14 protein-coding genes are annotated in these 13334 nt (G+C 63.0%); 8 read left to right on the forward strand and 6 right to left on the reverse strand.

All coding sequences use genetic code 11. The features are described from left to right. The first annotated feature begins 5 nt into the window (after window positions 1–5). Window positions 6–443, forward strand: a complete 438-nt coding sequence (gene aroQ / locus ACFDS3_RS04285) for a type II 3-dehydroquinate dehydratase (protein WP_375261108.1) — start codon at window positions 6–8, stop codon at window positions 441–443. 595 nt (window positions 444–1038) lie between these two features. Here aroQ and ACFDS3_RS04290 read toward each other — a convergent pair. Both ACFDS3_RS04290 and thyX read right to left on the reverse strand, forming a co-directional pair. After that, a complete protein-coding gene (locus tag ACFDS3_RS04290) occupies window positions 1039–1593 on the reverse strand; it encodes a biosynthetic peptidoglycan transglycosylase (RefSeq protein WP_375261109.1) in 555 nt (184 codons plus the stop codon). Between the two features lie 128 nt (window positions 1594–1721). Beyond that, window positions 1722–2627, reverse strand: coding sequence for an FAD-dependent thymidylate synthase (gene thyX, locus ACFDS3_RS04295; RefSeq protein WP_375261110.1), 906 nt, complete (start codon window positions 2625–2627; stop codon window positions 1722–1724). A 79-nt stretch (window positions 2628–2706) separates the two neighbouring features. Here thyX and ACFDS3_RS04300 point away from each other — a divergent pair, with 79 nt between their 5' ends. After that, on the forward strand, window positions 2707–3141 hold the full coding sequence (locus ACFDS3_RS04300; protein WP_375261111.1) for a VOC family protein: 435 nt from the start codon (window positions 2707–2709) through the stop codon (window positions 3139–3141). A 49-nt stretch (window positions 3142–3190) separates the two neighbouring features. Here ACFDS3_RS04300 and ACFDS3_RS04305 read toward each other — a convergent pair whose 3' ends face one another. The 3 genes from ACFDS3_RS04305 to ACFDS3_RS04315 all read right to left on the reverse strand — a co-directional run bounded on the left by ACFDS3_RS04305 (window position 3191) and on the right by ACFDS3_RS04315 (window position 4418). Continuing rightward, the gene (locus ACFDS3_RS04305) at window positions 3191–3694 is read right to left on the reverse strand and encodes a MarR family winged helix-turn-helix transcriptional regulator (RefSeq protein ID WP_375261112.1); all 504 of its coding nucleotides are present in this window, start codon (window positions 3692–3694) and stop codon (window positions 3191–3193) included. A 68-nt stretch (window positions 3695–3762) separates the two neighbouring features. Further along, entirely contained in the window at window positions 3763–4038 is a 276-nt protein-coding gene (locus tag ACFDS3_RS04310; protein WP_375261113.1) for a succinate dehydrogenase assembly factor 2, read from the reverse strand. Continuing rightward, on the reverse strand, window positions 4035–4418 hold the full coding sequence (locus ACFDS3_RS04315; RefSeq protein ID WP_375261114.1) for a helix-turn-helix domain-containing protein: 384 nt from the start codon (window positions 4416–4418) through the stop codon (window positions 4035–4037). Before ACFDS3_RS04315 ends, ACFDS3_RS04310 begins: the two co-directional genes overlap by 4 nt. A gap of 113 nt (window positions 4419–4531) precedes the next feature. Here ACFDS3_RS04315 and ACFDS3_RS04320 point away from each other — a divergent pair, with 113 nt between their 5' ends. Then, window positions 4532–4942, forward strand: a complete 411-nt coding sequence (locus ACFDS3_RS04320) for a hypothetical protein (RefSeq protein WP_375261115.1) — start codon at window positions 4532–4534, stop codon at window positions 4940–4942. On the opposite strand, the gene ACFDS3_RS04325 is transcribed toward ACFDS3_RS04320, so the two are convergent. Further along, window positions 4939–5757: a DUF4198 domain-containing protein gene (locus ACFDS3_RS04325; RefSeq protein WP_375261116.1), complete on the reverse strand. Its 819-nt coding sequence runs from the start codon at window positions 5755–5757 to the stop codon at window positions 4939–4941. The genes ACFDS3_RS04320 and ACFDS3_RS04325 overlap by 4 nt on opposite strands. A gap of 2 nt (window positions 5758–5759) precedes the next feature. On the opposite strand from ACFDS3_RS04325, the gene ACFDS3_RS04330 reads away from it, so the two are divergent. From ACFDS3_RS04330 to ACFDS3_RS04350, 5 genes are all read left to right on the forward strand, one after another. Further along, a complete protein-coding gene (locus tag ACFDS3_RS04330) occupies window positions 5760–7106 on the forward strand; it encodes a HupE/UreJ family protein (RefSeq protein WP_375261117.1) in 1347 nt (448 codons plus the stop codon). 120 nt (window positions 7107–7226) lie between these two features. Further along, window positions 7227–8342, forward strand: a complete 1116-nt coding sequence (locus tag ACFDS3_RS04335) for an NAD(P)H-dependent glycerol-3-phosphate dehydrogenase (protein WP_375261118.1) — start codon at window positions 7227–7229, stop codon at window positions 8340–8342. Next, window positions 8339–9127, forward strand: coding sequence for an HAD-IIB family hydrolase (locus ACFDS3_RS04340; RefSeq protein WP_375261119.1), 789 nt, complete (start codon window positions 8339–8341; stop codon window positions 9125–9127). Before ACFDS3_RS04335 ends, ACFDS3_RS04340 begins: the two co-directional genes overlap by 4 nt. 10 nt (window positions 9128–9137) lie before the next feature. Next, window positions 9138–10631 (forward strand): glucosylglycerol-phosphate synthase, encoded by a 1494-nt coding sequence (gene ggpS / locus ACFDS3_RS04345; RefSeq protein ID WP_375261120.1) that lies wholly within the window; start codon window positions 9138–9140, stop codon window positions 10629–10631. A gap of 39 nt (window positions 10632–10670) precedes the next feature. After that, window positions 10671–12662 carry a methyl-accepting chemotaxis protein gene (locus ACFDS3_RS04350; protein WP_375261121.1) on the forward strand — a complete coding sequence of 664 codons (1992 nt, stop codon included), beginning with the start codon at window positions 10671–10673 and terminating at the stop codon, window positions 12660–12662. Window positions 12663–13334 lie beyond the last annotated feature (672 nt).

Consider the following 13334-nt stretch of genomic DNA (forward strand, 5'->3'; position numbering starts at 1 on the left):
GGCACATGCCGACAATCTACCTTCTCAACGGGCCGAACCTGAACCTTTTGGGCAAGCGCCAGCCCGAGATCTACGGGTCCGAAACGCTTGAGGATGTCGAGTGCCTCTGCCGCGACGCCCTGCCCGAGGGGTGGGACCTGCGCGCCCTCCAGTCAAACTGGGAGGGTCAGCTGATCGACTGGACCCACGAGGCCCGCGACCACGCCGCCGGCATCGTCATCAACCCCGGAGCCTTCACCCACACCTCGGTCGCGATCCTCGACGCGCTGAACGCCTACGAGGGGCCGGTGATCGAGGTCCACATCTCGAACGTCCACAAGCGAGAGAGCTTTCGGCACCATTCCTACGTGTCGTCGAGGGCGGATGGGGTGATCGCGGGGTTGGGGATCGAGGGGTATGCTGCGGGGGTGCGGCGGGTGGTCGCAATGGAAGCAAAGAAATGAATTCTGCCGCAGAAGCTTTTTTGATTTCCCTGAGTGCGTCCATTTTGATCGCATGCTTGGGGTACATCTATCAGTCGAGAGAGTGGAAATACCGGAGCAGAGTTCAATTTATAGAGAAAGAAGTAGAGATAGCCCGATGCACTGTCGACAGCCTATCGAAGCGCCTTGACAGAAGGCTTCACGCCCAGAGGTTGTATCTCCAGCGGGTTTTGTCCGGGAAAATCTCTCCTGAGGGAGCGCAGGAATATTCGGAGGAGCTATCTAGGTGGATGGGGGCGTACTCGTCAACCATCTCTCAGATATTTTACAGCTTCGGCTGGAGCAGCGCGTACGAGTTTGAAAAGACAGTACAAGAGAGGCTGCAGGCCAATTCGTCGTCCATCACGCTTGTAAGAAGGCACGGCAGAACCGGCTTGTCGACCCGAGACCGCAAATCCTTCGATGGCGCCAGTGAAGACCTGAGTCGTGTCCAGTCAGACATTGCTCGGTATCTGCGAAACCTAGACAATCGCATTGCCGCCCTTGATCTGGAAAGAGTTCCGAATAAAGAGAATATGCGAGGCGACCTAACCCACGTTTCCTACACCTACTTGGCTCAACGCCTGTTCAATCGATCAGCTACTAATAGGATTCCATACTGGTAACGGGATCTTAGCCTGCTCGTCCAAGCGGGGGCATATATATCCCCGAGTACAAGAAGGCTCTCGGGAGAAGCGGGGCCAAGCGGATTTAGCTCAATTCTGAGCCATAGGGCTTTCGGAAATGGGCGAGCATACAAACAAGAAACAAACACCGCCTCCTCGACTGACAGTGCTCCCCAATGCTTGTTGAACAGGAACTCGCTGGCCTCTCGAACACCCTCCAAGCGATATCCTAGGTAACTATCAAACATATACGAAGCTAATATATCTCGTTTGGAATTGTGGGCATCCAATGCGATTGCGAGGATGATCTCTCGAACCTTCCGGCGCAACGTCCGTTCACGGCGCCCACTATATATGCGAACTAGCTGTTGCTCGAGCGTACTAACGCCCCCGGGCCGCATCTTAGAAAGGATCTGTTTCAGCATGCGTGGAAATACCCGCAGCTCAAAGCCAAAGTGACGATAGAAGTATCGATCCTCAAGAGCAAGCGTTCCTAGCTCCAGCATCAACTCCTCATCGGGTAGAGCGCCTCCTCTGCCACCAACTTTAGCGCGAGCGGTTTCGATATCAGCGACCGTATTGGCTAGGGATCGCTTTAGACTAAAACTCAGCCTCGGCTCCCTATCTGCACGGCTCACCCAATCACCCCCATCACCTCACGCCATTCCCGCGCCGACAGCCCGCTATTCTCCTGCGTGACCTCCTCGCCAGCCAGCATCCGGCGGACGACCTCCAGCGCGCCGCGGGACAGGTGGGCGCCGCCCATGCGGTAGTCCTCGAAGGCGGCGTAGGCCAGGGGGACCCAGTCGCGGACGATGGCGGAAATGGTGTCGGCGTAGGCGCGGATTTCGTATTGGGCGTGGGGGTCGGCGCGCAGGCGGAGGAAGTGGAAGAGGTTGTGCAGGTCCGTCTTCCAGTACCATTGCGTGTAGATGTTCGCCGGCAGATTCATCCGGGCAAGCTCGCGCGCAAGGCCCGGCTGGCCGTCGGTGCTAAGCATCTCTTGGTAGTGGTCGTAGGCGCGGTTGGCGTCGTCGCGCAACATTTCGAGCACGCGCTGCGCCTCTTCGCCCTGCAACACCTCTCCGCGGCCCTGGTTGTTGATCGTGGATTGCGCGGCGAGGTGCTCGGGCGCGGGAATGTAGAACTCGCGGTCCAGCACCGAGTAGCGGGCGGAGTATTCGTTCACGTTCGCCGTCCGGTGCCTGATCCACTGGCGCGCGACGAAGACGGGCAGCTTCACGTGGAGCTTGATCTCGCACATCTCGAACGGGGTAGAATGCCAGTGCCGCATGAGGTAGCGGATCAGCCCTTCGTCGTTCGACACCGCCTTGGTCCCCCGCCCATACGAGACGCGGGCCGCCTGTACGATGGCTGCGTCGTCGCCCATGTAGTCGATCGCCCGCACGAAGCCGTGGTCGAGCACCGGCTTCGCCTCGTAGAGATGCGCCTCCATCCCTGCGGCAGTGGCGCGGCGGGTGGACGTGGTCTCAGCGCGCTGCGCTTCGATCTCGGCCTGCTGTTCGGGGGTGATGGACATCGGGCTCTCCTACGGCATGCATCTTTACGGACTTATGCCCGACGCTAGTTGCAGCCGAAACCATGAAAGGGAGAGGCCGATGGGCATTGAATACCTGCATACGATGGTGCGTGCGAAGGACCTTGAGAAGACGATGGCCTTCTTCGAGATGCTGGGCCTGAAGGAGCGTCAGCGGAAGGAAAGCGAGCAGGGCCGTTTCACGCTTGTCTTCATGTGCCCGCCCGACCAGGACGACGGCCGCGCTGATGTCGAGATCACGTATAACTGGGACGGCGACGAGAAGCTGCCCGACGACTCGCGGCATTTCGGGCACCTCGCCTACCGCGTGGACGACATCTACGACATGTGCGCCAAGCTTCGGGACGCGGGCGTGACGATCAACCGGCCGCCGCGCGACGGGCACATGGCGTTCGTGCGCTCGCCCGACAACATCTCGGTCGAGCTGCTGCAGCGGGGCGACGCGAAGGAGCCGCAGGAGCCTTGGACCAGCATGGAGAATACCGGGCACTGGTAAGCGCCTACTTAGCAAACGGGCCCGCGCGAAGGCGCGGGCCAAGCAGCCGTCAATAGATGTAGCGGATCTGGTCGGACCAATACCGCTCGACCCGGCGCAACGTGCCGTTGATCTGGGTGATCTGGTCGAAGCTGAGCACGTCCTTGCTCTGCAGTCCTTGCGCGTGGCGCGCGAACATGCGGGCGACGATCTTGTGCACGTCGTGCCCCTTGGGCGTCAGGCTCACGCGGACGGCGCGGCGATCGATTTCGCAGCGCTTGTGGTGCATGTAGCCCATCTCGACCAGCTTCTTGAGATTATAGCTGACGTTCGAGCCCTGGTAGTAGCCGCGGCTTTTCAGTTCGCCCGCGGTGACTTCGTTGTCGCCCACGTTGAACAGCAGAAGCGCCTGCACCGGGTTGACCTCGAGTACGCCGACACGCTCGAACTCGTCCTTCAGGACGTCGAGCAGCAGCCGGTGCAGCCGTTCCACCAGCGACAGGCTGTCGAGGTATTCCGCGGCGAACCCGCGGTCGGCCGCCGTGATCGTGAGCGTATCGTTATGAATGTTCATCGCATTCTCCGCCGTATTCTATACAAGTCGTTCATGCGGCGGAATGACTAACAATTCGTCAAATCGTGTCAGTTTTTTGCCGATATTGCCCTTTCGTGGGCCAAGGTGGCGATATCGGCCACCAGATCGGCGTAAACCGGCGGCGCCGGCTGCTGCCCGCTGACCCAGCGATAGAGGTCCTGGTCGTTCTCGGACAGAAGGGCCTCGTAGGTCGCCACCTCTTCGGGGGAAAGCGCGGCAAGGCGGGTCTCGGCCCAGCCGGACAGGATCAGGTCCATCTCGCGGATGCCGCGGCGCATGGAGCGCATCTTCAGGCGGCGCAGGGTCGTTTCATCGACGCTCATTGCTTCAGGGCCCGCAGCCGCTTTTCCAGACGCCCAAGCTTATCCGAGGTCCGGACGAGGTCGCTTTGCAGCTGCCGCATCTCGCTCAGGATCTGCGTGACTTCGGCAGGGGCGTCGTCCGCAGGAGCCGTCAGCCCCTCGCCCTCGCCCGTCAGGAGCCACATGAGCGACACGTTCAGCAGGCCCGAGATCATCTGCAGCCGGTTCGCACGAGGCTCGGAAAGGTCGTTCTCCCAGGCTTCGAGGGTCTGAAGACGCACGCCCAGACGCCGGGCCAGTTCCTTTTGAGTCACGCCGACGGCCTGGCGGGCGTCTGCGAGCCGGTCTCCGAATGTGGCGGTCTGGTCGGAATACCAGTCCCGTTCGATCGCGTCGCTCATCTGGCTCTCCCTTGTGTGGCACCGGAGCCGACCTTATGACGTCCGGGTCGGCGTGGCCACCGATCCACGACGCCCGCCCGCAGAAACGCGACACGTCCGCGTCGAGAGGTTCCATGGCCGCCGAGCTTCCCCCCTACTACTTCCGCACCCGCGAGAACGGCGCCATCGTCTTTCGCGTCGAGCAGGAAAACCGGATGCGCCGGATCGAGATGGACCAGATCGCCGTGGTCAACATCCGCAACGGCGAGGTGAAGCCTCACGGGGATCGCACGCTCAGTATCGAGGACATTGCCGCCATCGACACCTGGATGGCCGAACGCCGGCGCATCCTGTCGGATCGGCTCGTGGACGACATCCGGCGCACCGTGGACCACCTGAACCAGGTGACGCACTGGCTTCAGACGAAGGCTGAAGGTGATGAAGTCGACGCGGTGACCGACGACTTGCTCCTGGCGATGCACGATCTGCGCTCGGTGTTGGTGCGCAAGCGGGCCGAGCGTTTGCAGAAGTCGCGCGAAGGCTAATCGGCCGGAACAGCGAAGGTGAGGCTGGCCCAGAGCGTTTCCCACATCGGGTCGAACGCAAGGTCGAGCTCCTCCGATGGCTGGCGAAAGACGACGGCGTTCAGCAGGTAGGTGCGCCCGGCCTCGACCGGGATGGTGGCGCGCCCCTCGGCGTCGGTGCGAACAGTCTCGAGCCGCGTGTCGTCGGGACCGGACTTGGAGAACACCTCGATCCGGGCATCCGCGCGGGGCTCTTCGTCATAGTAGAGCCGCACGTCGAGCCCGTCCGTCAGGTCCCCCGTGTAGGGGTTCTCGCGGGCGACGATTTCGGTCGGCAAGCCGAAGGCGCGGTCGTCCCCGGCCCCCTCGCCCACCGCGACGAGCGCCTTCCCGTAGCGCGTGTAGACTTCGCGCACGTCCTCCTGAGGATAGCCCTGTTGAGCGTGAGCTTCGAGCACCCCTGCCCCGGCCTTGTGCTCGACGAAGTCGGTGAACTCGCGCCACGTGTCCCAGGTCAGCTCGTAGTCTCGGGTGACATGGATGATCGTCACGAGGCCATCCGCCTCGATCTCGGTCTGCAGGGCGGGACGATCGCCGATACGGCCGGGCACGGGATGCGGGTCCTCACCACCGATCGCCAAGTCGAAGCGATGGAAGTTCACGGGGATGTAGGCATAGGAGGAGCCGTGGAAATCCTGCCCTACCATAAGCGAAGCTGAGAGTTGGTCGCCGGGCGCAATCGTGTAGTCATCGGCCTCGATCCAGAACTCGTGCGCGGCGACCGGTGCTGCGAGTATAATCAGAACAATCGCCGTCGCGGCAGGCAGGAGTTTCATAGATGAGAACCATCCCAGGGAAGCAGGCAGCGAAGGTGGTCCGGTGGAGCTCGCTGTCAAGGATCGGGGCGGCACTTGCGGCCCTGCTGGTGGTGATGTCGACGCCGGTGGCTGCACACGAGGTGCAGCCGTCGGTCCTGAACCTGACGCTGCAGGACGGCACTGCGCTGGTGGAGGTCGAGGCGACGATCGAGCCAATGATCGCGGGCGTCGACCTGAACGGCCTGTCCAACACCAACAACTCCGATCTCTCCGACGAGACGGATCGGCTGCGGAACCTGCCGCCCGAGGATCTTGCCGCCGCCTTCCGCGACGACTGGGCCGACATGCAGGAGCGCCTGCAACTGCGCGTGGATGGTGAGGCGGTGCCGCTGGACCTGCAGGACGTCTCGATCCCGCCGGTGGGCGATCCCGCCCTGCCCCGCGTCTCGACCTTCATGGCCACGGCAGACCTGCCGCCGGAAGGTCCGGTGACAATCGCATGGGAGCCGTCGCTCGGCGCCGTGGCGATACGCCAGATGGGTGAGGGCGCCGAAGGCTACACCGCCTACCTGACCTCCGGCGGCGAAAGCGACCCGATCCCGCGCGAAGGCGGCAGCACGCAGGGCTTCGGCGCGGCATTCCTCAGCTACATCTCTGTGGGATTCGAGCACATCGTGCCCTTGGGCCTCGACCACATCCTGTTCGTGCTGGGGCTGTTCTTCCTGTCGACGCATTTCCGCCCGCTGTTCTGGCAGGTGACGGCCTTTACGCTGGCCCACACAGTGACGCTGGCGCTTGCGGCGCTGGGAGTCGTGCGGATACCGGCCGCGGTGGTCGAGCCGCTGATTGCCGCCTCGATCGTCTATGTGGGAGTCGAGAACGTGCTCGCGCGCGGCCTGTCGCCTTGGCGGCCCGTGGTGATCGTGGTGTTCGGCCTGCTGCACGGGCTCGGGTTTGCCAGCGTTCTGTCGGATTACGGGCTTGGGGCGCAGAACTTCGTGGCCAAGCTCATCGGCTTCAACATCGGGGTCGAGATCGGCCAGCTCACGGTGATCGCCGTGGCGTTCCTGATTGTCACCGCCGCAATTCGTCACGACCGGGCGGGCGAGCGCAACGATCCCTTGGCCTATGGCTACATGGTCCTGTCCTTTGTCGCCGCGCCGGCACTTCTGGCCCTGCTGTCAACGATCCTGCCCGTGGAGGGTCTGACGCCTCTGATCGCGACAGTAGCGGTCCTGTGCGGCCTGACGGCGGCGGCCCTGGTCTCGGACGGGGAGCAGAGCTACCGCCAGAACGTGGCGAATCCGGCCTCGATCCTGATTGCGCTGACGGGCGCCTACTGGTTCGTGGAAAGGGTGTTCCTCTAGCGAGGTGATCGCGGCTCGCGCCCCTCGGCGGTGTTGCAGCGCAGCATTTTCTTGTCGAGGGGCGGCGGCAGCTACCGCGAGGGACTTGCCCCGAGCCGATTTACGGTCAGTTTAGGGACCATGAGTGTAAGCAAGACAGTAGAACGTGCTTCGGCCGCACTGGCCGAGCCTTACCGCCGGATTGCCGTCATCGGCGCCGGGAGCTGGGGAACTGCGCTGGCCTCGGTCGCGCGACGCGCGGGGCGCGAGGTCATCATGTGGGGCCGCGACGAGGAAACCGTCCGCGCGATCCGCGAGCGCGCCGAAAACCCGCGATACCTCCCCGAGATGGCGCTGCCGAGCGGCATAGAGGCCACGACCGACATGGCCGAGGCGCTGAACGGCGCCGAAGCAGTGCTGATCGTCACGCCCTCAAAGACGCTGCGCAGCATCTGTCGGCAGATGAAGCCGCACCTTGCGCCGCGCGTTCCGGTCGCCCTCTGTGCCAAAGGGATCGAAGCCAAGACGGGCCTCCTGCTGGGCGAAGTCGCGGCGTCCGAGCTTGGCGACAACCCGGTAGGCGCCCTTTCAGGGCCGACCTTCGCAAAGGAAACCGTGCTCGCCCACCCGACCGCGGCGACGGTGGCCTTCGACTTCTCTTACCAGGACCGCCTCGACCCGCAGAACGCACCGGCCGCGCGACTAGCGATCTCGATGAGCTCCGAAAGCTTCCGTCCCTACATCTCGGACGACCTCGTCGGCGTCGAGATCGGCGGTGCGGTGAAGAACGTCATCGCCATCGCGTGCGGCATGATGTCAGGCGCGGGCTTTGCCGAGAATACGCGCGCCGCCCTCATTACCCGCGGCATGGACGAGATGAAGACACTGGCCGAAAACCTCGGCGGCCGGCGCGAGACCGTCACCGGCCTTTCGGGCGCTGGCGACCTCACGCTCACCTGCTCGTCCACCACCTCGCGGAACATGAGCCTTGGGATGCAGCTGGGACAGGGACTGAAACGCGATGAGTGCTTCGGTGGCAAGAAGGTCGTGGTCGAGGGCGAGGTCAACTCGGTCTCGGTCATCGACCTTGCCCGCCGGATAGGCGTCACGTTGCCCATCTGCGAAGCCGTCTACACGATCCTGCACGAAAACGCCGACATCACCCAGACCTTCCGTGATCTTTGGGCCCGCCCGATCGAGGCCGAGCCCAAAGGCATGCCCATCCAGTTCAAGCACCCCTTCGGAGAACCCGCATGAGCGAGACCCCCGCCCGCGATATCGGCAGCTGCAAGTTCGTCCTGGCCACCGATCTCGACGGCACCTTCCTCGGTGGCTCGGAAGAAGACCGCCAGACGCTTTACAACTGGATCGAGGCCAACCGGCAGACCATTGGCCTGATCTTCGTCACCGGCCGCGACCCGAAGTTCATCGCCGAGCTTTGCGACAGCGGCGTGCCGTGGCCCGAATACGTGGTCGGCGACGTCGGCACGACCATCGCGCAGGTCAAGAACAAGTCGCTCGAGCCGATCCCGGCGCTCGAGTCCGCCATCGCCGAGACGTGGAATAACGCGGGTGATCGGGTGCGCAACGCGCTTGACGGGGCGCCGGGTCTGACGCTGCAGCCGACGGACTTCCGCTACCGCGTCAGCTACGATATGGATCCCGACATGTTCGACCGCTCGATCATCGACAAGGTCGAAGAGATGGGGTTCGACTGGATCGCGTCGGCATCCAAGTATTTCGACGTCCTGCCCAAGGGCATCTCGAAGGGGCCGTCGCTCAAGAAGCTGGCCAGCCATCTTGGTGTCCCACCCAATGCGGTGCTCGCCGCGGGCGACACGCTGAACGACCTGTCAATGCTGGAATGCGGCCTTCCGGCCGTGGCTGTCGGCGGCTCCGAGGACGCGCTGGTGGAACGGGTCAGGCCGCTGAGCCACGTCTATATCGCCGAGGCGATCGGCGCCGCGGGCATCCTCGAGGCGGTCCGCGCGCTCGATCTGCACGAGACGCCGGGCGCAGAGGCGTCCGGCACCAAGGAGTGAGGAGGTTCGAATGGCGTCCGATCTGGTAATCGTCTACCACCGTCAGCCCTACGAGGAGGTCGAGGAAAACGGCCAAATCGTCCGCAAGGAAAACAAGAGTCCCAACGGCATCGTACCCACGCTGAAGAGCTTCTTCGGCCGCGTGGAAAAGGGCGCCTGGGTCGCGTGGAAGCTGTCTGAAACGCCGGCCGAACCCAACTTCGAGCGCATCGTCGAGATCGAGGACAGCTACGGCAAGTATTCCGTCAGCCGCCTTCCCTTGACCGAAGCGCAGGTCCGGTCGTTCTACCACGTCACCTCGAAAGAGGCGTTCTGGCCGATCCTGCACTCCTTCAAGGAGAAGTACGACTACGACCCTGTCGACTGGCCCACCTTCCGCGAGGTGAACTGGGCCTTTGCCGAGGCCGCCGCAAACGAGGCGGCCGAAGGCGCCGTCGTCTGGGTCCACGACTATAACCTGTGGCTCGTGCCGGGTTACCTGCGCAAGATCCGCCCCGACCTCAGGATCAGCTTCTTCCACCACACGCCCTTCCCGTCGGCTGACATGTTCAACGTGCTGCCCTGGCGGCGCGAGATCATGGGAAGCTTGCTGGCCTGCGACGTCGTCGGCTTCCACATCCCGCGCTACGCGGCGAACTTCGTCGGTGTGGCCGAAAGCCTCTTCGACATCGAGACGGGCCCGCGCGAGCCCGTGGCTCCGGACTTCGTAAAGGAATACGTGGCGCTTTCCGACCGCAAGGTTGCCCGCTGGGTGAAGCACGAGGGACACAGAGTGCAGGTGCTGGCCTCGCCGGTCGGCGTCGACGTCGATTACATTGCAGGCAAGGCCGAGTCCGAAGAGACGTTGGCGCGCGCCCGTGAGCTGCGCAGCGAGATCGGCACCGGCGCAATGATCCTGTCCGTCGGCCGCACCGACTACACCAAAGGCGGGGCGGATCAGCTCCTGTCCTTCGAGCGCATCCTCGAAGACAATCCGGATCTGCACGGCAAGGTCCGGCTGCTGCACGTGTCGGTCAGCGCCAACCGCAACATGACGGTGTACGAGAGCGTACAGGCCGAGATCGAAGAGACCGTGGGTCGCATCAACGGCCAGTTCGGCACGTTCGACTGGACGCCTGTGACCTTGATGAGCCGGGCAATCCCGTTCGACGATCTAGTGGCTTACTACCGTGCCGCCGATGTGTGCTGGATCACCCCCCTCGCCGACGGCATGAACCTCGTCGCCAAGGAGTTTGCGGCCTGCCGCTCGGACCTCCGCGGTGCACTGGTCCTGTCCGAATTCGCGGGTGCGGCGGTCGAGATGGGCTCGGCCGTGCTGGCCAATCCCTTCTCGCACAAGTCGATGGACAAGGCGCTGCTGCAGGCCCTGAACATGAGTGAGGAAGAACAGGAAGAGCGGATGCGCGACATGCGCGAGACCATCCGCAAGTACGACGTCAAGGCATGGGCCGAGGACCAGATGAAGGGTTTTTCCGGCGTCGACGGCCCCTCTACCACCCGTTGAACCTCGCCGGCAGTTTCCACGAGCTGCCGGATGGTTCGAATGCACCGCATATTGAAGCGTGAGGGTCAGTCGGCCGTAACCATTCTGGCGCAGCTTGTCCCGGCCAACCTCGGAGCCGGTGATGAAATGAAACTGACGATCTCACGCAAATTCTTTGGCCTGATTGCTTTCGCCGGGCTTCTGATGGTCGCGCTTTTCGCGGTCGGCTTCGGAAACTACCAAAGCGAGGCATACAAGCAGCGGGAAAACCTGATCAAGTCGCAGGTCGAGACGGCGATCGCAATCGTGGCCTCCTATGCCGACCTGGCAGCCTCGGGGGAGATGACCGAGGCCAAGGCTCAAGCCGAAGCAAAGCGGGTTCTAGGCAGCATCCGGTACGGCGTCGGGAATTACATCTTCGCCTTCGACGCGGACGCCAACATGCTCGTGCATCCGGACGCCGGGCAGGTCGGTCGGAACCACTACGACAACCAGCTTCCCGACGGCCGCTATTTCACGCGCGAACTGATGCAGGTCGCAGCCACCGGTGGTGGCACCGTGCCCTATGAGATCAGTCCGCCCGAAGGCGGCGATCCGCTGCCCAAGATCAGCTACACCGGCCTCGTGCCGCAGTGGAACTGGGTGGTGGGCACGGGCATCTGGATCAATGATGTAGAAGCCGAGATGTTCACTCACCTCGCCTCTGCCGTGATCGCACTTGCCGTCGTGCTGGCAGTGCTCGGCGGTGCCGGGCTCTTCATCGCGCGAAGCGTCACCTCTCCTTTGCATCAACTTTCCGGCGCCATCGCCCGCATCCGCTCTGGCTACATCCACGATGAGATAGCCGCGACGCTCCGCGCGGATGAAGTCGGCGAAATAGCCAAACAAGTTGATGGTTTGCGCCACGCCCTGATCGAAAAGGAAGGGATGGAGGCCGAACAGAATCATATGCGGCAGGAGGCCGAGATTGCGCGCCAGCAACGGGCTGAAGAAGAGCGGCGGGCGCTGGAAAACCATGAAGAGCAACGCCGCAAGGAAGAGCGCCGCGAGGCAGGACGCGCAGCCGCGGAAGAGAAGTCTCGCCGCTTGGCCGAAGAAGAGCGTACTACCCGCGAGGCCGAGCAGGCGCGGATTGTTGCCGCCCTGGCCGGCGGTATGCGTCACCTTGCAGAAGGCAAGTTCGACACCCGGATCGAGGAGACTTTCCCGGCCGCCTACGAGCAGCTCCGCCTGGACTTCAATGAAGCTTTGGAGACTTTGGCCGAACTCCTCAGCGGCATCGGCAATTCGACGGAATCGATGGACAGCAACATCGAGGAGATCTCATCGGCTGCGACTTCTCTTTCGCAGCGCACGGAATCCACCGCCGGAACGCTGGAAATGACTGCCAAGGCACTGGAGCGCCTGAGCATAGCTGTCAACGAAGCCTCCGAAGGCGCCACTCGGGCCGATAGCCTAGTCAGATCAGCGAACGAGACTGCACGAGCAGGACAGGCCGTCGTGGATCGCACCGTGGGCGCCATCGGCGAAATCGCTGAATCCTCCGCGGAGATCAGCAAGATCATCGACTTGATCGATGACATTTCGTTCCAGACGAACCTTTTGGCTCTGAACGCAGGCGTCGAAGCAGCACGTGCGGGCGAAGCAGGTCGAGGTTTCGCCGTCGTTGCGTCCGAGGTCCGTGCTCTTGCCCAGCGTTCTACGCAGGCCGCGCGGCAAATCGACGCCTTGATCACGCAATCTAGCCAGAAGGTCGGCTCGGTCGTTGGCATGGCGTCCGAGGCGGGAGCGGCCCTACAATCGATCGTCTCTTCCGTGGACGATCTTGCCGGTCAGGTCGGACTGATCGCAACGTCTTCGTCAGAGCAAGCCAACGAATTGTCCGGGATAAACTCTTCCATGTGCCAACTCGAGAAAGCGACGCAGCAGAACGTTGCCATGTTCGAAGAGACTGCAGCCGCGACGCTGGGGCTGCGCAACGAGTCTCGGGCACTGTCGGACCTTGTACGTCGCTTCGATGTAAAGGAGCATCGCCCGTCCCGCGCCGCCTGACCGCGGCGCTCGCTCGACACCGGGCGGGCACACCACCCGCGCTTCCCGATGTGCCGATATGCCACTCGATGCCAGTGCGTTGGGCACTCAGATAGAACCGACGCTGACGTCAGCCCGCGTGGCGCAGAAAGGGTGAGCTCGACCGGCGGCGTTTGCGGCCGCCCCTCCGGCGCACCTGGAACTGCTCCAAGTTAAAGTCGCCTGAGCCTCTTGAGGTTCATCATGAGCCCGGCCTTTCACGCATGACATGCACACGGATATAGCCGAATTGGCGGCACTCGGCTGCCACAGCCTATATCGCCACCCTTGCCTCGGCATCCTCGGGAGGACGCTGCGATACCGTATGCTCGACTGATCCACGGTCAGCGCCCTGTATGCTAGGCGCTGGCTCACGCTGTGGATCTCAAAGACCTCCCACCTGACACCGGACGCTACAATTTTCCTGCGGCAATCCTTCAGAACCGCCTCGACATGCACCGCCTCGCCCAAGAGCTTCGTGTTCTCATCCTCAAACGCCTTCAGCGATGAGCGTCCGAAAGCATGAGTCCACCACACCTGGCATTCCACTCCTAGAAAATCAGCGTTCACGTCATGCATGCGGCACACATCGGCAGTCGTGACCTGAGCCCCAACTTCCCTCCGGCCTTACGGAGAGTCCGCCGGTTGATGTCT

Origin of the sequence: Palleronia sp., from assembly GCF_042089775.1 — a bacterium.
In the GTDB taxonomy this organism is placed as follows: domain Bacteria; phylum Pseudomonadota; class Alphaproteobacteria; order Rhodobacterales; family Rhodobacteraceae; genus Palleronia.